This window comes from Streptomyces caatingaensis, from assembly GCF_001187435.1.
Classification (GTDB): domain Bacteria; phylum Actinomycetota; class Actinomycetes; order Streptomycetales; family Streptomycetaceae; genus Streptomyces; species Streptomyces caatingaensis.
The window spans coordinates 174,557-192,267 of the sequence record NZ_LFXA01000012.1; the positions used below are offsets into that span (position 1 = coordinate 174,557).

A 17,711-nucleotide genomic window follows, 5' to 3' on the forward strand; every position below is an offset into this window, starting at 1 on the left:
CGCCGACCAACCGACGAACCGAGGCCGAGAGCACGTCCCATGAATCCCTACCAGTCACTCCCGCCCCGCTCCTTCTGGCGGACGGCGGTCGCCGAACCCGCGTGGGCGGACATCGACGGCCTGTGGACCCCGAAGTTCGCCATCGGCCAGGACGACGTCCTCCTCACGGCCGGGTCCTGCTTCGCCCGGCACATCGGCCGCGCCCTGCGCGACCGGGGCATGAACTGGCGCGACGCCGAGCTCGCTCCCCCGGGCCTGACGCCGGAGCAGCGCCGGGACCGCCACTTCGGCGTCTTTTCCTTCCGCACCGGCAACATCTACACCGCCGCCGTGCTGCGGCAGTGGTTCGCCTGGGCGCTGGGCGCCGAGGAGCCGCCCCGCGAGGTGTGGCGGGAGGACGGCCGCTGGTACGACCCCTGCCGTCCGTCCGTCGAACCGGCCGGGCACGCCTCCCCCGACGAGCTGTTCGCCGCCCGCGCCGCCACGCTCGCCGCGATCCGCGGGGCCCTCGCCGAGGCGGACTGCCTGATCTTCACGCTGGGGCTGACCGAGGCGTGGCGCGACACCGCCGACGGCACGGTGCTCCCGGTGTGCCCGGGCACCGTGCGCGGCACCTTCGACCCCGCGCGGCACGTCTTCCACAACTTCACCTTCGAGGAGGTGCGCAGGGACCTGACCGCCGCCGTCGAGCTGGCCCGGTCCGTCAACCCGGGGCTGCGGGTGCTGCTCACCGTCTCGCCGGTGCCGCTCACGGCGACCGCCACCGGCGGCCACGCGCTGACGGCCACCACGCACTCGAAGGCGGTCCTGCGGGCCGTCGCCGGTGAACTGGCCGCCGGACACGAGGACATCGACTACTTCCCGGCGTACGAGATCGTGACGGGCACCCCGTTCCGGGGCGCGTTCTTCGAGCCCAACCTGCGCACGGTGACGCGGGAGGGCGTCGCCTTCGTCATGGACCGGTTCTTCGGCGCGCTCGCCGGCCGGCCCGGGGCCGCCACGGGCCCGTCCGCAACCGCCCCCGACCGCCACGACCGGCCCACCGCCGGAGAGGACTTCTGGTGTGACGACGCCGTACTCGACTACTACAACGCCCGCTAGGTTCCTGCTGCTGGGCGACTCGCACGCCGGTCCCGTGGGCCGGGCGGCGAAGGCCGCGGGCGTCCCGTTCGCGGGCGGGCCCATCGGCTCGGGGCGGGACTTCACCGCCGGGTTCCACGACCTGCGCGGGGACGACGTCGTCTTCCGCGACGCGGAGACGGAGTCCCGCTACCGGTCGGCCCTCGACGAGCTGGGCGTGCCGGGCCTGGACCGGCTGACCGTGCCGCTGGTGTGCACGTTCGGCTTCAGCGCCCATTTCGTGGCGACGACGGAGAACTGGCGGATCTACCGCACGCGCGACGGCGGTTTCCCGCCGGGCTTCCTCGGCGGTCCGCTGTTCGACGCGCTCGTCCGGGCCGCCGTCCGCGACGCGCTGGCCTTCTACGCCCACGCCCGCGGCCTCGGCCTGCGGGTGCTGGCGGTGATGCCGCCGCAGCGGGTGCCCGGCATGTCGGACCGCGAGGTGTTCATGGCGGCGCAGGAGAGCGTCGGCCGGGCCGTCGCCGAACTGGGCGTGGAGGTCGTGGACGTGCGGGCGCGCACCACGGACGCGTCGGGGCTCCAGCGGCCGGAGCTGTGCGAGAAGGACGACATCATCCACGGCAACCTCGCCTTCGGCCGGATCATCCTCGCCGAACTCCTCGACCGCGGACTGTGACCCGTATCCGGCCCGCGTCCCCGCCGCCGCGAAGCGGCACGGGAAAGCCGCCCATTGAGACAGCAGCACGAACAAGCAGCACGAGCAAGCAGCACGAGAAAGGTGCACCGGAAAGGTCATGGAAGACTACGCACTCGACGCCGTGAAGGCGATCACCACCCGCGAGAAGCCCGCCTACGAGACGATCGCCCTGGACCCGCTGACCCCGGTGCTCGGCGCCGAGGTCTCCGGCGTCGACCTGCGCGAGGAGCTGACGAAGCGTCAACTCACCGAGATAAAGGACGCGTTCCTCGACCGGCACGTCCTGGTCTTCCGCGACCAGGACATCACCCCCGAGGACCACAAGCGCTTCGCGGCGCACTTCGGCCCGCTGCACCCGGTGGCCCTGCCCGCGCCCGGCAGCGACCCGTACGTGCTGGAGATCAGCGCCTCGGCCGAGTCGAAGAACGTGGCGGGCAACGGCTGGCACGCCGACGGCACCGCCGACGCCGAGCCCTCGCTCGGGTCGATGCTCCACGTCACCCGCATCCCGGAGCCGGGCGCCGGCGGCGACACGATGTTCGCGAACATGCACCTCGCCTACGAGATGCTCTCGCCCGCCATGAAGACGTTCCTCGACGGCCTGACCGCCGTCCACGACGGCGCCCAGCCGTGGGGCGAGCAGGGCCCGCCGGCCGAGTACGAGGTGCCGGTGAACGAGCACCCCGTCGTCGTCCGCCACCCGGAGACCGGCCGCAAGCTCCTGTTCGTCAACCGCCCCTACACCGCGCGCATCCCGCAGCTGTCGCGCGCCGAGAGCGACGCCGTGCTGGAGATGCTCTACCGGCACATCGCGGGGACGCCGCTGCTCGCCTGCCGGGTGCGCTGGCAGCCCAACACCCTGGTGTTCTGGGACAACCGCTGCGTCCAGCACCACGCCATCTGGGACTACTACCCGCACAGCCGCTACGGCCGGCGCGTCGCCATCGACGGAACGCGGCCGCGCGCCTGACCCGTCGAGCCCGACGGCCGCCCGTCCCCTCCTCCCCTCCGCGGGGAATCCTTCCGCGGGGAATCCTTCCGCGGGGGATTCCCCGCGGAGGAGGGGACGGGCGGCCCGTCCCACATGCTCAGTGTCCGGCGGCCCGTTCCAGGCTGTCGGCCAGCCCGTCCGCCAGCCGCCCGTACGCCGCGCGGAGCCGCTCCTCCCGGCCCTCCGCCGTGTCCTGCCCGGCGAGCGCGAAGGCGTGGGCGTTCACCGTCGCGAACGGACAGCACGCCGCGTAGGCGTCCGCGTCCGCCGCGGCGTAGGCGGCCGCGAGCGCCCGCGCGTGCACCATCGCGTTGGCGTCGGCGTAAGAGGTCACATTGGCGCCGGTGTTGAGCCGGGCGTAGCCGTCCGCGAACTCCTCCGCCTCGGCCTCGCCGTAGTCGTTCTCCCTCGCCCAGGCGCGGGCGGTGGCCGCCGCGGTGGCGAAGGCGTCGGCGTAGGGGTAGGCGCGCCGGTGGACGTCCCGCAGCGCCGGTTCCAGGGCGGCGGCCCAGACGTCCTCCGCGACGGGCTCCCCCGCCAGCGCCCTGATGTGCAGGGCCCGCACCGCCTCGCCCTGCGGCGGCACGACGGTGCGGGCGTGCCAGTCGTGGACGACGCCGAACGGCACCCGCCCGTCCAGCCGCGCACAGGCGTCGTACAGGCGCCGGGCCCACTCCCCCGCCGCCTCCGGCTCCCGCCCGGCCCACAGCGCGCCGGCCACCTGTGCGAGCCAGCCCGGCAGGCCGGGCCCGTCCGCCGCGCGCTCGTCCCACCGGCCGGCCGCGGCGGCGTCGAGCCGGGCGAGGAAGTGCGGAGGGGCCTCGGCGGAGGGCGCGGGACGGCTCACGGTTCTTTCTCCTGTTCCGCTGTGCTGCTGGGCTGCTGGGCCGGCCGGTGGTGTCCGGTCCGGCCCCGTCATCCTGTCGCGCCCGGGCGCCCGGCGCGATGTCGCGATGATCACGTCCCGCGGCGGGGAGCGGCCGGGGCGAGGTCCAGGAGGGCCACGTAGGCGGCGAGCCGGGCGGCCGCGTCGAGCATCGCCACCCCGCGCGCGGTGAGCCGGCGCCGCCAGTCGTCGAGGGCCGCGGACAGCTCGCCGGTGCCCCCGGCCGAGCGGATCTGGTGGACCACCGTGCGGATCTGCGCCAACGGGTGCCCGCCGCGCCGGAGGAGATGGGCCAGCTCGGCGTCGCGGACCTCCTGGGCGCCGTACGAGCGGTGCCCGGTGACGGGCTCCCGGACCGGGGCGAGGATGCCCGCCCGCTCCCAGTTCCGCAGGGTCGCCGGGGTGACGCCCAGCCGGTGCGCCAGCTCGCCGATGCCGAGCGGCCCCCCACCGGCGGTTCCGGGACCGGCCGTTCCGGGGGCAGCCGTTCCGGGGCCGGCCGTTCGGGGGGCGTCGGAGGTCAGGTCCTCGACAGCCCGGCCGACCGCGTCCAACGTCCCCCGGTCGCGCAGGAGTTGGGCGTGGCCGCGGTCGACGGCCGTGAGCGCGGCGTCGAGTTCGCCGGCGTTGACCGCCCGCATGATCTGTCCGCCCTCGGCGTACCCGTACGCCCGGACGAGGGCCAGGTGGGCGCGCAGGGCCGCCGCGTGCACGGCGGTGTAGGTCCGGTAGCCCGACGCGGTGCGCCCGGCGGGCGGCAGGAACCCGTCCCGCTCGTAGTTGCGGACGGCCTGGGTCGACAGACCGTGCTCGCGGGCCAGGTCGACGGGGCGCAGGAACTCCATGGTTTGAGACTTTAACCCGCCCCTCCTGGGCCTTTGCTCGAAAAGTTCCAATCGGCTTTGCAGGTATACGGTTGAGCGGTATGACTGATGACCCGGAAGTGCGGAACGTCCCGGAACGCGCCACCACGCCGTGCGCCGCCGACAGCCACGGCCTGATCCGCGTGCAGGGGGCGCGGGAGAACAACCTCAAGGACGTCGGCGTCGAGCTCCCGAAGCGCAGGCTGACGGTGTTCACCGGGGTCTCCGGATCCGGCAAGAGCTCCCTGGTGTTCGACACGATCGCCGCGGAGTCCCAGCGGCTGATCAACGAGACGTACAGCGCCTTCGTCCAGGGCTTCATGCCCGCCCTCGCGCGGCCCGACGTCGACGTGCTCGACGGGCTGACCGCCGCGATCCTGGTCGACCAGCGGCCGATGGGCGTCAACGCCCGCTCCACGGTGGGCACCGCCACCGACGCCGGCACCCTGCTGCGCATCCTCTTCAGCCGGCTCGCCGAGCCGTACATCGGCTCGCAGAAGGCGTTCGCCTTCACCATCCCCTCGTCCGAGGCATCGGGCGTCCTGGTCGTGAACGGCAAGCAGACCGGGAAGGAGTTCAGCGTCGTCGGCGGCATGTGCCTGCGCTGCGAGGGCCTGGGCACCGTCACCGGCATCGACCCGGCGCGGCTCCTCGACGAGTCCAGGTCCCTGGCCGACGGCGCGATCACGGTGCCCGGCTGGCGGACGGACAGCTGGGTGGTGCGGTCCTTCACCGAGTCCGGCTTCCTCGACCCCGCCAAGCCGATCCGCGACTACACCGCGCGGGAGAGGCACGACCTCCTGCACCGGGATCCCGTCAAGGTCACGGTGGGGGGCCTCACCACCACCTACGAGGGGCTCCTCGCGCGCGTCCGCAAGTCGTTCCTGGCCAAGGACAAGGAGACGCTGCGGCCGCACATCCGGGCCTTCGTGGAGCGGGCGGTGACGTTCTCCGTCTGCCCGGAGTGCGACGGCACCCGGCTCAGCGCCACGGCCCGGTCCGCGAAGATCGACGGGGTGAGCATCGCGGACGCCTGCGCGTGGCAGGCCGGCGACCTCCTCGCCTGGGTACGCGGGCTGACCGACCCCTCGGTCGCCTCGCTCGTCTCCGTCCTCACCGGTGTGCTCGACGCGTTCGTCGAGATCGGCCTCGGCTACCTCTCGCTCGACCGGCCGACGAGCACGCTCTCCGGCGGCGAGGCGCAGCGCGTCAAGATGGTCCGCCATCTCGGCTCGGCGCTGACGGACGTGACGTACGTCTTCGACGAGCCCACCGCCGGCCTCCACCCGCACGACGTCCGGCGCGTGAACGACCTGCTGCTGCGCCTGCGCGACAAGGGCAACACCGTGCTGGTCGTGGAGCACGAGCCGGAGACGGTCCTGATCGCCGACCACGTCGTGGACCTGGGGCCGCGCGCCGGCGCGGACGGCGGCGACGTGGTCTTCCAGGGCACCGTCGAGGACCTGCGGGCGAGCGGCACCCTCACCGGACGGCACCTGGACGACCGCGCGCCGGTGAAGCCGTCGGTGCGCCGGCGGACCGGGGTGCTGGAGGTGCGCGGCGCCGCCTCCCACAACCTGCGCGACGTCGACGTGGACATCCCGCTCGGCGTGCTCACCGTCGTCACCGGCGTCGCGGGCTCCGGCAAGAGCTCCCTGATCCAGGGCTCGGTGGCCGGCCGGGACGGCGTGGTCGTGGTGGACCAGTCGCCCATCAGGGGCTCCCGGCGCAGCAACCCGGCCACCTTCACCGGCGCCCTGGATCCGATCCGCAGGGCCTTCGCTCGGGCCAACGGCGTCGGTCCCGCGCTGTTCAGCCCCAACTCCGAGGGCGCCTGCCCCGCGTGCAAGGGCGCCGGCGTCCTGCACACCGATCTGGCGATCATGGCGAGCGTGGCCACCACCTGCGAGGAGTGCGGGGGCAGGCGCTTCCGGGCGTCGGTGCTCCAGCACCGGCTCGGCGGGCGGGACATCGCCGAGGTGCTCGCGATGCCGGTGGCCGAGGCCGCGGAGTTCTTCCGCGACGGGCCCGCGCGGACTCCGGCGGTGTGCGCGATCCTCGGCCGGCTCGCCGATGTCGGCCTGGGCTACCTGAGCCTCGGCCGGCCGCTGACCACCCTCTCCGGCGGCGAGCGCCAACGCCTCAAGCTGGCCGCGCACATGGCCGGCACGGCGCGCGTCCACGTCCTGGACGAGCCGACCAGCGGCCTGCACCCGTCCGACGTCGAGCAGTTGCTCGCCCTGCTCGACCGGCTCGTCGACGCCGGCACGTCGGTCGTCGTCGTCGAGCACCACCAGGCGGTCATGGCCCACGCCGACTGGATCATCGACCTCGGCCCCGGCGCAGGTCACGACGGCGGCCGGGTCGTCTTCGAGGGCACCCCCGCCGACCTGATCGCCGCCCGCTCGACCCTGACCGGGCGGCACCTCGCGGAGTACGTGGGCGCCTGACGGGCGCCCCCCGGAGAGCCGGTAGAATCGACGGACGTGGCGGACACCCAGTACGAAGACCTGTTGAGGCTGGTGCTCACCTCCGGGACGGCCAAGGCCGACCGGACGGGCACCGGCACCCGAAGTGTCTTCGGGCACCAACTGCGCTATGACCTCTCGCGCGGATTCCCCCTGGTCACCACCAAGAAGGTGCACCTCAAGTCCATCGTCTACGAGCTGCTGTGGTTCCTCAGGGGCGACTCGAACGTCGGCTGGCTGCGGGAGCACGGCGTCACCATCTGGGACGAGTGGGCCGACGCGAACGGTGACCTCGGCCCGGTGTACGGCGTACAGTGGCGCTCCTGGCCCACGCCGGACGGCCGGCACATCGACCAGATCAGCGAGGTCCTGGAGACGCTGCGCCGGGACCCGGACTCCCGCCGGATGATCGTCTCCGCCTGGAACGTCGCCGAGCTGCCCGCGATGGCCCTCGCGCCGTGCCACGCCTTCTTCCAGTTCTACGTCGCCGACGGCCGGCTCTCCTGCCAGCTGTACCAGCGCAGCGCGGACCTGTTCCTCGGCGTGCCCTTCAACATCGCCAGCTACGCGCTGCTCACGCACATGGTGGCGCAGCAAGTGGGCCTGGAGCCGGGAGACTTCATCTGGACGGGGGGCGACTGCCACATCTACGACAACCACGTCGAGCAGGTGACGGAGCAGCTCTCGCGCACCCCGTTCGCGTTCCCGACGCTGCGGCTGCGCCGGGCCGATTCGCTCTTCTCCTACGCGTACTCCGACGTGGAGGTCGTCGACTACCGGCACCACCCGGCCATCAAGGCCCCGGTCGCGGTATGAGGGTCGGGCTGATCTGGGCGCAGACCCCCGGCGGTGTCATCGGGGCGGGCAACGCCATTCCGTGGCAACTGCCCGAGGACATGGCGCACTTCAAGGCCATGACCCTCGGCCACCCCGTGGTGATGGGGCGCAGGACCTGGGACTCGCTGCCCGCGCGGTTCCGCCCGCTGCCCGGCAGGCGCAACATCGTGGTGACCCGCGATCCCCGGTGGTCCGCCGACGGCGCGGAGCGCGCCGGGTCGGTCACCGAGGCCCTGGAGATCGCGGCGACCGGCCCCTCCGCTCCCATGACCTGGGTGATCGGCGGCGGGGAGATCTACCGGGCGGCGCTGCCGTACGCCACGGCACTCTCCGTGACCGAGGTCGACTCGGCGGTGGACGGCGACACGTACGCCCCGGCGCTCGACACGACATGGAAGATCACCGAGGACCGGGGCTGGCAGTCCTCCGCGTCCGGGCTGCGCTACCGCATTCGCCTCTACACGCGCTGAGGCCGGACGGGCGGCACGGCGGGGAGCCGGCCCCCCGACTCCCCGCCGTCCGCCGTCACGCCTCCGGCGCTACCTGCTGCCGCAGCTCCACCAGCGCCCGGAGCGCGTGGCTGTACGTCTGGATGCTCTTCTCGCTGTGCGTCGTGACGGCGGTCCTGACCTCGTCGAAGGCCTTGGCGATGAGCTCGTCCAGGTCGTACCGGTCGATGCTCTGGATCCTCTGGATGCCGCTCATGGTGCTTCTCCTCTCATCGGGGGGCGGGGTCGGCCCCGGCCGGCGGGCCGGCTCGGGGACGGCTCGGGCGGGGTGCGCGGGCCGCGGTCACGAGGTGGCCTCCAGGGGGGCGAGCTGCCGTCCGGCCAGCCGCCGGTAGGTGCTGTCGGCCGCCATCAGCTCGGCGTGGGTGCCGCTGGCGCGCAGCCAGCCGTCCTCGACGAGGAGGATGCGGTCGGCGTCCACGGTGGTCGAGAGGCGGTGGGCGATGGTGACGACCTGGCAGCGGGTTCCGATGGCGGTGATGGCGTCGCGCAGGGCCTTCTCGGAGTCGGAGTCCAGGTGCGAGGTGGCCTCGTCCAGCAGCAGCACGTCGGGCCGGGCGAGCAACGCACGGGACCGGCTCCCCCTCCGTCCCCCTGCCTCCGCAGAACTGCCGCGTGCCGTGCGGCGGCCGCGTGGACGGGGTGCACGACGGCGACAAGGGAATCCGGGGAATCCGCGACATGAGAGGCTCATATTTCGCATCACCAGCAACGAAAGCACCACTGTGACAGCGACCTCGCCCCATACCGCCCTCTCCGTCATGCCCGGCCCGTCCGCCGGCCGTATGCGCCGTATGCACTGGAGACACGCGGTCCGATGGGTACCGCCGGTGCTCGCGCTCGGCCTCGGCGTGTGGGGGAACACGAACCCGTCCGCGTGGACCGACGAAATCGTCACCATCGACGTGGCGCGGCGGTCCTGGCCGCAGCTGATGGAGCTGCTGGGGCGGGTCGACGCGGTGCACGGCCTGCACTACGTGCTGATGTACCTGGTCGGACAGGCGAGTGGAGGGCTCAACGAGTTCCTGGCGCGGGTGCCCTCCGCGATGGCGGTGGCCGTAGCAGCAGGCGGACTGACCTGGCTGGGGCGGCTGCTCGGCGGTCCGCGCCTCGGGCTGGGCGCCGGGCTGCTGCTCGCCGTTCTGCCGACCGCGTCACGCTATGCACAGGAGGCCCGCTCGTTCGCCTTCGTCATGGCGGTGGCCGTCCTGGCCACGGGTGCCCTGGTGAAAGCCCTGGCCGGCCGGGCCCGAGGCCGGTGGCCGATCGGCTATGCCGTGCTGCTGGCCCTGTTGGGCTGGTTCAACCTGCTGGGGCTGCTGCTGGTGGCCGCCCACGCGGTCACCGTGCTGCTCCGGCGCCCCGGCCGCCGCGTCGTCGTACGCCTGCTGGCGGCCCAGGCCGCCGGCATCGCCGCCGTCGTCCCGCTGCTGCTCCTCGCCTCGTCCCAGAGCTCCGCCGTGGGCGACGCCGCACCGGTCACCGCCGGAACCCCGTTCAACTACTTCACCTGGCTCCTCACCCCCGGCCAGGACACCCTCCCCACCGCGCTGAAACTCCTGCTCACCCTCACCGCCCTCACCCTCCTCGTCGCGCGTCGGCACCAGGCCCCGCCGCCGGCCCTCGCGGTGGGCGTGCCCTGGCTGACCGTCCCCCCGCTGCTCCTGGCGGCCGCCTCGCTCGGCCATCCCCTCTTCGCCTACCGCTACCTGCTGTTCTGCCTGCCGGCGCTCGCCCTGCTGCTCGCGACGGCCGCCACCGTCATCCCCCGGCGTCTGTACGCGCTGCTCGCGCTCCTCGCGGCCGTTCCGACGGCCGCCTCCCACCTGGCCATTCGCCAGGAGGACAGCCGCCCGTGGGATACCGGCGCCGTGATCAGGACCCTGCGCGTCCACGACGCCCCCGGTGACGCCGTTCTCTTCGGCGGCGCCCGGTGCGGCCTGATCGCCAGCGCCTTCAAGGAGGCGTTCATGAACCGCCCCGACCTGGGCCAAGGGCGGACGGCGGCCCAACTCGGCACCCTGGACCACCTGCCCGCCGACCCGGCCCTGCTGGAACAGAGACTGTCCCGGACGTCCCGCGTCTGGCACGTCACCTGCACCCACCTCTCCGCCGGCGCCCGCCAGTCCGCCGAGCGCACCGCCGCGGCCCAGGAACAGGCCCTCGCCCGCGCCGGCTTCTCCCCGGTCCAGCGCCACAGCGCCCGCGGCGTGGTTATCACCCTCGAACAACGCCCGGCCACCAAGCGGCGGCTCCTCCGTACGCCTGCCCAATGACCCCCACAGCACCGGCAGTTGTGTCAGCACGCGTGACCGCGGCGCCGCGGAACAGCCGCGAAGAGGTCGGCCGGTCGTCCTGTGCGCCGGCCGGCACCGGGTCCCCTCGTGCCGGTGCGATCGCGGGACGACCGAGATCCTGTTGCGCCGGCGGTCGGCATGCCCAAGCCTGGGAACCGACATGGCCCTGCCCTCATCACGCCCGCCGACGCCCACGTCCCCCACGTCCCCGGCGGCCCCGACGGCCCGGGCGCCCCGGGCCGCGGCGGTCCGGAGCCCGTGAACCCGGGAAGCGCCCCGCCCGAGGTCCGGCGTGCCGTGCGGGTGACCCTGGCGGGGTGCGCGGGGTTCTACGGCTTCCGTTACGGGCTGGGGGATCCGGCCATGGGGCTGTACGCCATGTTCGGCGCGCTGCCCCTGGGCCTGTTCGCCCGCCTGCCGGGCGACGCGCGGCAGCGCGCCGGCACGCTCCTGGCGGTCCTCCCGGCGGGCTGGGCGCTCGTGACCGCCGGAACCCTGCTGGCGGTGGACGGCTGGGCGGCCGCGGGCGGCATGGTGGTGGTCGGCTTCGCCGTGGCGTTCGGCACGGTGTGCGGCCCGCGCGTGAGCGGGGTCGCCCCGGCCCTCCAGCTGTTCTACGTCCTGCCGTGCTTCCCGCCGTACGCCCCGCAGACGCTCGGTTCCCGCCTGGTGGGACTGGGCGTCGGCATCGTGCTGATCAGCTGTGCCGAACGGTGGGTGTGGCCCGACGTACCGGCGCGTCCCTACCGGGCCGCCCTCGCGGACGCGATGTCCGCGCTCGGCGACTACGCCGCCGCACTCGCCGGTACGGGCGCGGGCGCGTCCGTCGGCCGGTGCCGGGAGGCCGCCCACCGGGCGGTCGACGCGGCCCGGCTGTCGCGAACCGCGGCCGCCGAGCGCCCCGTCGCCCCGACGGTGCGCGACCTCGCCCTCTGCCACGCCCGCGCGACCGCTCGCTACGTACGAGGTCGACTGGACCGCCTGTACGCCGCCGGCGGACCCCTCCGGCCCGGCGCCGCGGCCCTGCTGCGGGACGGCACGGCCCGCCTGCACGCGGCGGCGGCCGCCCTGCGCGGCGTCCCGCCCGAGGGCGATGGACCCGCCGAGGCCCTGGAAGCCCTCGACGCGCCCCCGCGCCCGGCGCACGACCCGCCCGGCGAGCAGCGGCAGGACGCGGTGGCCCGGGCCACCGCCGCCGGTATCGGGCTCGCCCTGCTGACGTCCCGCATCGCCGCGGGCGGGCGGCGGGCCGCCCTCGCTCACGAGGGCCCCACGCCGTGGTACGCCACCGCGCCCCCGCTCGCGCTCCGCCTGCGCCGCCTCCGGGCCCATCTCCACCGGCACTCGGTCCACCTGCACAACGCGCTGCGCATCGGCCTGGCGCTGGGCTGCGCCCGGGTGCTGGTCGGCCTGCTCGGTCTCTCGCACGGCTTCTGGGTGCTGTTCGCCGTGCTGAGCCTGATGCGGACGTCCGCGGCCGACACCCGGGCGGGGCTGCGGCCCGCGTTCCTCGGTACGGCCGCCGGCGCGGGGGCCATGGGCCTGGTCCTCCACGGGGTCGGCGACGTCCCCCTCGTCTACGCGTGCGCCCTGCCCGTCGCCATGCTGTGCGGCTTCGGCGCCGGGCCGCTGCTCGGCCCGGCCTGGGAGCAGGCGGCGTTCACGGTCGCCTTCGTCCTGATCTTCACGCAGCTGTCGGTGCCCGACTGGCGCCTCTCGGAACAACGGCTCGAGGACGTCCTGATCGGCGGGGCGATCGGCGCGGCGGCGAGCCTGCTGGCCTGGCCGCGAGGCAGCCACGGCACCCTGTGCGGCACCGTCGCCGACTTCCTCGCGGCCGGCGGGGACGGCTGCCGGACCGTCGTCGGCATCCTGAGCGGCCGCCCGGCCACGGCGGATCCGCTCCTCCCCGTCCGCCGCGCGATGCTCCGCGCGGAAGCCGCCTACGTCCAGAACCAGGCGGAGAAGTTCCGCCCGCGCGCGGACGACGAGCTGATCGAACGGGCGTTGACGTGCGGTTACCACATGGCCGTCGGCGGCGAACTGCTGCTGATCCGCCACGGGCGCCCGGGGAGCGCCCCACTGCCCCCGGCGGCCGCCGCGTCCCTGGCCCCCCGCGCGGAGGAGGTCGCCGACCGGGCGCGGTGCGCCGCGGCGAGCCTGTGGGCCGCGGCGAGCCACCGCCCCGGAGGAGGGGCTGTCGGCCCGGCCCCGCGGCACACCACCCACGCAGGGGTACTCGCACCGGACGCCGAGGCATGGCTGGCCGGGGTCGCACAGGACCTGGCCCGAATCCCCGGCGGCGCCGGAGGAGACAGAGAGGGACGATAGTCCTGTGGCAAAGAACCCCTGCGGAGAAAAGCGCTGGACTTCTCCTCGCCCCCGCGTGTTAACTTGGAGAAGTCCCCAGTTGATCACTCTCGGGCTGTTCTGCCCTAGAAGAGGTGTTTGATGTCCCGGCCCGCGCCGAGCGCGCCTCGCCGCATCGCGTAGCCGTCCCCTTTCGCCGTGATGGCCACGGCGATCTGCCGGGACGGAATCCCGGTGCCCATACCCCCTCCCGTGGCCTCGCGGCCGTGGAGGCCTACGACCGTATCCGCGGCCGTCGGTCCACTCCGCCGCCCATGGGTTTCCCGAGGCCGCTCGGCCTGCTCTTGCTGTCATCGCACACTTCTCAGCAAGGAGCACCCGGGTGTCCAGCGACAACCTCGCTCACCAGAACACCGCCAACAACGTCAACAACGTCCTCAGCACTGACACGTTCAGCTGTGTGTGGTGCGGACTGACCGTCTCGGCCCAGGCCCCCGACGGCAGCCGCCGCAACCACTGTCCGTCGTGTCTGCACTCCAAGCACGTCATCGACCATGTCGAGGGCGGTCCGTCGGAGTGCGGTTCGAGGATGAGCCCGATCGCCATCGCCGTGCTCCGCACCGGCGACTGGATGATCGTCCACCGCTGCGTCCGCTGCGACGAGCTCACCTCCAACCCGGTGTCCACGGACGACAACCAGCTCATCCTGATGCGCATGGCCGTGCGGCCGCTGGCGCAACCTCCGTTCCCGCTCGAAGCGTTCGGCACCCTCTGAGCGCCCATCAGGAAAGGAGGCCGGCCATGCCACGCCGCACCCAGCCGGGAAACCGCAAGAACCGGCACCGACCGCAGCGCTACAAGGACGTGCTCCACGGCAACGGCGGTCACCGGGCCAATGACTTCCGGTGTGTCGGCTGCCGGCTCGACGTGTCTCTCGTCGCGCCCGGCACCGCGCACCGCAACCATTGCCCGAACTGCCTTGTCAGCCTGCACGTCGACGACCGCGTCCCCGGCGACCGCGCCTCGGAGTGCCACGGGCGCATGGAGGCACTGAGTCTGACCGTACGGCCGGACGGCGAATGGATGATCATCCATCACTGCCTGTCCTGCGGTGAGCTCAGCGCCAACCGCATCGCCGGTGACGACAACGCGCTCGTCCTGATGCGCCTGGCCCTCAGGCCGCTCCAGGACGGCAGCGTCGCCAGCAGCGCACTGCTCACGGCACTCTGACGAACCGTCAGTCGCCGTGCGCGATCACGCCGGGGCGGGTGCATTGCACCCGCCCCGGCTTTCACGGGCTGGATCACCGACATGAGTTGTTCGGAGCTCGGCCGAGATCTCACGAAGGCCGGTCACAGGCAGCCGACGTTCATTGTTTGTTTGACTCTGCCGCGCCGCTCCCGCCGGGCCGGCGGGGAGCATGTCCCTGGCTGCGAGCATGCTCGGCGGCCGCTCCACCCGGCCTGCACGGTTCAGGGGGCCGCACAAGATCCCGAACCGGCACGATTCCCCTCCCGGGTACCTGCCCTGCGGGCGACCGAGGAGGGCGAGGACCGAGGAGCGCGAGGACCAAGGGGCGCGAGGACCGAAGAGCGCGAGGACCAAGGAGCGCGAGGACGGAATCACCGGGCGGATCAAGGAACGTGGCACTGCATATGTCCGGGTCCGGATACGTCTGGGTCCGGCGTGGACTCCGGTGACCGCCTCACCCAGCCCGGAGCCGCGCCTTGCGGGCGGGGCCGGGCAGCGGTGACCACCAGTTCGCGGCGCCGGCGAGGGACATCACGGCGGGCACCAGCAGCGGGCGGACGATCAGGGCGTCCACCACGACCGACAGCGCCACCGTGACACCGATGACCTTGATCGTGGCCATGCCGCACCCGGCGAGGCTCAACAGGGCCGCACCGACCACGACGGCCGAGGTGGTGAACAGCGGCGCGGCCGCGGCGAGCCCCGCGGCGACGGCCGGCATCGTCTCGCCGGTGCGCCGGTGGGCCTCGACGACCCGGGCGAGCAACAGCACCTCGTAGTCCATGGACAGGCCGAACGCGAGGCAGAACACGATGACCGGAGTGAACAGATCCGTTCCGCCCGTGACGACGAAATCCCCGAGCAGCGGCCGGAGATGGCCGTCCTGGAAGATCCAGACCATGGCGCCGAAGGCGGCGGTCATGCTGAGTACGTTCATCACCAGCGCCTTGACCGCCAGGAAGAGCCCGCCGGTGAACAGGAGCAGCACGACGAAGGTGGCGGACAGCACGATGCCGATGGCTGCCGGCAGACGGGATCCCACGACCTGCTGTACGTCGAGCAGCCTGGCGGGCGGCCCGGTCACCAGCGGTGCGGTCGGGGCGCGGGTCGTGCGTACGGCACGGGCGAGCCGTACACCGGCGGGGCCGAAGGGCTCGGTGGGGCCCTGGACGGCCAACCACGTCCCGCCGTCTGACAGATACCGGTCCGCGAGCGCGCGACTCGGCCCCTCGGTACGGGAGCCGTGTGCGTAGGTCCCGGTCGCGGTACGGACCGAGAGCGCGCCCGGCAGCGCCGACAGGCGTCGGGCGTAACGGTCCAGTTCCGCCAGCCGGGCAGCGCTGCCGCCCGGGCCCCAGCCGGGCAGGATGGCGTCCAGTTCCGTGGGGCCGAAGTCGGGGAATTCCGCGCGTATGTCGCGCATCGCCGCGACGGCGGGGGCGGTGCCGGGCAGTACCCGCTCGTCGCTCAGGGAGAACGACACGTGCCGGAACGGCAGCGCCACCAGCACCAGGACCAGCACTGCCCCCACGGCGGCCGGGAACCGGTGCCGGATCACTCCCCCGGCCAACCTCCGCCATGCATCGGAGGTCCGGCCACGTGCTCCGTATCGGCGGCCGACGAACCGGTCGGCGCCGAAGCAGGACAGACCTGCCGGCACCAGCGCCAAGGCGGCCACGGCGGCGAGGATCACCACCGGGATACCGGCATACGCCAACGACCGCAGGAAGGGCAGCGGAAAGACCAGCAGCCCGGTCAGCGACAGCGCCACGATGACCGCCGAGACCACGACCGTGCGCCCCGCCGTGGCCATCGCCCGCTCGACCGCTTCCTCGTGCGCTCTCCCCCCGCCCCGTTCCTCCCGGTAGCGGGCGACGAGGAAGAGGCTGAAGTCGACGGCGAGTGCCAGTCCCACCACGGTGGTCACGTTCAGCGCGTACAGCGACACCTCGGTGTACGCGGAGACGGCACGCAGCACGGCCAGCGTGCCCACGACCGCCACCCCGCCCACCGCCAGCGGCAGGCAGGCCGCCGCGACACCACCGAACGCCCACAGCAGCAGCACCAACGTCACGGGCACGGCCACCAACTCGGAGGTACGAAGGTCCCGTCGGCTCTGCTCCTGCATGTCCCGGGCCATCAGCGCCGGCCCCGACGCCACGACACGCAGCGGACCGTGCCTGCCCGTGACGACCGGCATCAAGCGGTTCACGGTCGCGTGCCCCCGGTCTCCGGACAACCGCACCCCAGTACGAGGGCGGAATGGCGGTCCGCCGAGCCCAACCGCTCGTCTCCACCCGCCGGTGTCCCCCGAGGCTTCGCCCCTCCCCGGGGCATGCCGGCCCACGGGCCCGTCCAGTAGGAATCCACCCCGATCACCTTGCGGTCCGCACGGACCAGGTTCACCAACCGCCGCCCCGCATCGCGCGCTTCGGGGGCGTCGACCGAGCCCGGGGTACGCGCCATCAGCACCATGTCGGGCACACCGCCGTGGAAGCGCTGCGTCAGCAGCACCTCCGCCCGCGACGACGACGCCTCCTTCCAGGCCCACCCGCCCGTACTGAGACGCCCGGCAACCGCATGCCCCCACCACAGCGCGGCGACGGCCACCAGCAACGCCGCGGCAGTCACCCACCGGCGCCGCCGGGAGGCCAGTCGCCCGAGCGCCGCCAATCCGTCGCGTTCCAGGCCGGTCGCCGCTCCCGGCCGACTTCCCGTATGTGAGCAGGCCGATGCGCGCAAACTCCCCCCAAGTATGCGAACGCGCCACCAACTCCCTCGCGCCCTCCCCCGGGCCTGCAGCCCGAAGCAGACGCAGAGACGACCTATTGCCCGGATCGCCCCATCCCGAACGATTCGCGATCTACCCGTGGTTGGTCACCGGAAACACCGATTGGACCTCGCACTCGCGTCCAGGAACACGCCCACCGCACAGGGGAGGTGTCTGGCATGCGCAAGCCATTCGAGCCCCGGCCTCGGACAGCAGGCCCACCATCCGCTGGGCGCCATCATGCGCTCCCGCCGCGCCACCTGTCCCAGCTCCAGCGACGTCCGCCACCGGCTCAACGGGGTCGCCCCCAGGAGCCGGCGGGCATCAAGAAGCTGACCGCCTGACCAGGCAGGCGATTCGCGGATGCGGCCACGGACCGGGCCGGGACTCACGTGTCAGAATGGATGTGCCCGTTCTTCGTCCGGCTTTCGTCATCGAGGTTCTTCCGTGTCCCAGCCCGTCGGCCGTGTGCCGCAGCGACGCAACGCGCGGTCCAACCGGGCGCGCATCCTGGCCACCGCGCGCCAGGAGCTCGGGCGGAACCCCGACACCACACTGGAGGAGCTGGCGCGCGCCTCCGGTGTCGTCAGGCGCACTCTTTTCGGGCACTTTCCCGGACGGGCGGCACTCCTGGAGGCGCTGGCCGAGGAGGCCGCCGAGGCTCTCCAGGCCGCCGCGGCGGCCGGAGCGGAGGCGACGGACCCGGCCGAGCGGGCACTCGCGCGCTTCTCGCTGTCGATGTGGCCGGT

Annotated in this window: 16 protein-coding genes; 11 read left to right on the plus strand and 5 right to left on the minus strand. The window is 73.4% G+C overall.

Annotated features, from left to right (window positions below):
* Window positions 1-39 precede the first annotated feature (39 nt).
* The 3 genes from AC230_RS19340 to AC230_RS19350 all read left to right on the plus strand — a co-directional run bounded on the left by AC230_RS19340 (window position 40) and on the right by AC230_RS19350 (window position 2,750).
* Complete coding sequence (locus tag AC230_RS19340) at window positions 40-1,101, plus strand: GSCFA domain-containing protein (RefSeq protein ID WP_049717546.1); 1,062 nt, start codon at window positions 40-42, stop codon at window positions 1,099-1,101.
* A complete protein-coding gene (locus AC230_RS19345) occupies window positions 1,064-1,759 on the plus strand; it encodes a hypothetical protein (RefSeq protein WP_198535566.1) in 696 nt (231 codons plus the stop codon). Before AC230_RS19340 ends, AC230_RS19345 begins: the two co-directional genes overlap by 38 nt.
* A 118-nt stretch (window positions 1,760-1,877) precedes the next feature.
* On the plus strand, window positions 1,878-2,750 hold the full coding sequence (locus tag AC230_RS19350; protein WP_049717547.1) for a TauD/TfdA dioxygenase family protein: 873 nt from the start codon (window positions 1,878-1,880) through the stop codon (window positions 2,748-2,750).
* A gap of 118 nt (window positions 2,751-2,868) precedes the next feature.
* Here AC230_RS19350 and AC230_RS19355 read toward each other — a convergent pair whose 3' ends face one another.
* Together AC230_RS19355 and AC230_RS19360 are read right to left on the minus strand one after the other, a co-directional pair.
* The gene (locus tag AC230_RS19355) at window positions 2,869-3,618 is read right to left on the minus strand and encodes a hypothetical protein (RefSeq protein WP_049717548.1); all 750 of its coding nucleotides are present in this window, start codon (window positions 3,616-3,618) and stop codon (window positions 2,869-2,871) included.
* A gap of 110 nt (window positions 3,619-3,728) precedes the next feature.
* Window positions 3,729-4,502 carry a TioE family transcriptional regulator gene (locus AC230_RS19360; protein ID WP_049717549.1) on the minus strand — a complete coding sequence of 258 codons (774 nt, stop codon included), beginning with the start codon at window positions 4,500-4,502 and terminating at the stop codon, window positions 3,729-3,731.
* Window positions 4,503-4,582: 80 nt separating this feature from the next.
* On the opposite strand from AC230_RS19360, the gene AC230_RS19365 reads away from it, so the two are divergent.
* From AC230_RS19365 to AC230_RS19375, 3 genes are read left to right on the plus strand one after another with little or no spacing between them, the layout of a single operon-like run.
* A complete protein-coding gene (locus AC230_RS19365) occupies window positions 4,583-6,970 on the plus strand; it encodes an ATP-binding cassette domain-containing protein (protein WP_049717550.1) in 2,388 nt (795 codons plus the stop codon).
* Window positions 6,971-7,006: 36 nt separating this feature from the next.
* Window positions 7,007-7,804 (plus strand): thymidylate synthase, encoded by a 798-nt coding sequence (locus AC230_RS19370; RefSeq protein WP_049717551.1) that lies wholly within the window; start codon window positions 7,007-7,009, stop codon window positions 7,802-7,804.
* Complete coding sequence (locus tag AC230_RS19375; RefSeq protein WP_049717552.1) at window positions 7,801-8,295, plus strand: dihydrofolate reductase; 495 nt, start codon at window positions 7,801-7,803, stop codon at window positions 8,293-8,295. The genes AC230_RS19370 and AC230_RS19375 overlap by 4 nt, the downstream gene beginning before the upstream one ends.
* Window positions 8,296-8,350: 55 nt before the next feature.
* On the opposite strand, the gene AC230_RS19380 is transcribed toward AC230_RS19375, so the two are convergent.
* Both AC230_RS19380 and AC230_RS19385 read right to left on the minus strand, forming a co-directional pair.
* Window positions 8,351-8,530, minus strand: coding sequence for a hypothetical protein (locus tag AC230_RS19380; protein WP_049717553.1), 180 nt, complete (start codon window positions 8,528-8,530; stop codon window positions 8,351-8,353).
* An 87-nt stretch (window positions 8,531-8,617) separates the two neighbouring features.
* Window positions 8,618-8,899 (minus strand): hypothetical protein, encoded by a 282-nt coding sequence (locus tag AC230_RS19385; protein WP_049717554.1) that lies wholly within the window; start codon window positions 8,897-8,899, stop codon window positions 8,618-8,620.
* 229 nt (window positions 8,900-9,128) lie between these two features.
* Between AC230_RS19385 and AC230_RS19390 the strand changes: the two genes are divergently transcribed.
* The 4 genes from AC230_RS19390 to AC230_RS19405 all read left to right on the plus strand — a co-directional run bounded on the left by AC230_RS19390 (window position 9,129) and on the right by AC230_RS19405 (window position 14,171).
* Complete coding sequence (locus tag AC230_RS19390; RefSeq protein WP_241833286.1) at window positions 9,129-10,610, plus strand: hypothetical protein; 1,482 nt, start codon at window positions 9,129-9,131, stop codon at window positions 10,608-10,610.
* Between the two features lie 279 nt (window positions 10,611-10,889).
* Window positions 10,890-12,962 (plus strand): FUSC family protein, encoded by a 2,073-nt coding sequence (locus AC230_RS19395; RefSeq protein WP_049717556.1) that lies wholly within the window; start codon window positions 10,890-10,892, stop codon window positions 12,960-12,962.
* A 361-nt stretch (window positions 12,963-13,323) separates the two neighbouring features.
* A complete protein-coding gene (locus AC230_RS19400; protein WP_049717557.1) occupies window positions 13,324-13,716 on the plus strand; it encodes an RNHCP domain-containing protein in 393 nt (130 codons plus the stop codon).
* 26 nt (window positions 13,717-13,742) lie between these two features.
* On the plus strand, window positions 13,743-14,171 hold the full coding sequence (locus tag AC230_RS19405) for an RNHCP domain-containing protein (RefSeq protein ID WP_049717558.1): 429 nt from the start codon (window positions 13,743-13,745) through the stop codon (window positions 14,169-14,171).
* A gap of 475 nt (window positions 14,172-14,646) precedes the next feature.
* Here AC230_RS19405 and AC230_RS19410 read toward each other — a convergent pair whose 3' ends face one another.
* Window positions 14,647-16,962, minus strand: a complete 2,316-nt coding sequence (locus AC230_RS19410) for an MMPL family transporter (RefSeq protein WP_338399813.1) — start codon at window positions 16,960-16,962, stop codon at window positions 14,647-14,649.
* A gap of 447 nt (window positions 16,963-17,409) precedes the next feature.
* Between AC230_RS19410 and AC230_RS19420 the strand changes: the two genes are divergently transcribed.
* The coding region (locus AC230_RS19420) for a TetR family transcriptional regulator (RefSeq protein ID WP_049717561.1) at window positions 17,410-17,711 on the plus strand (302 nt) is incomplete at its 3' end.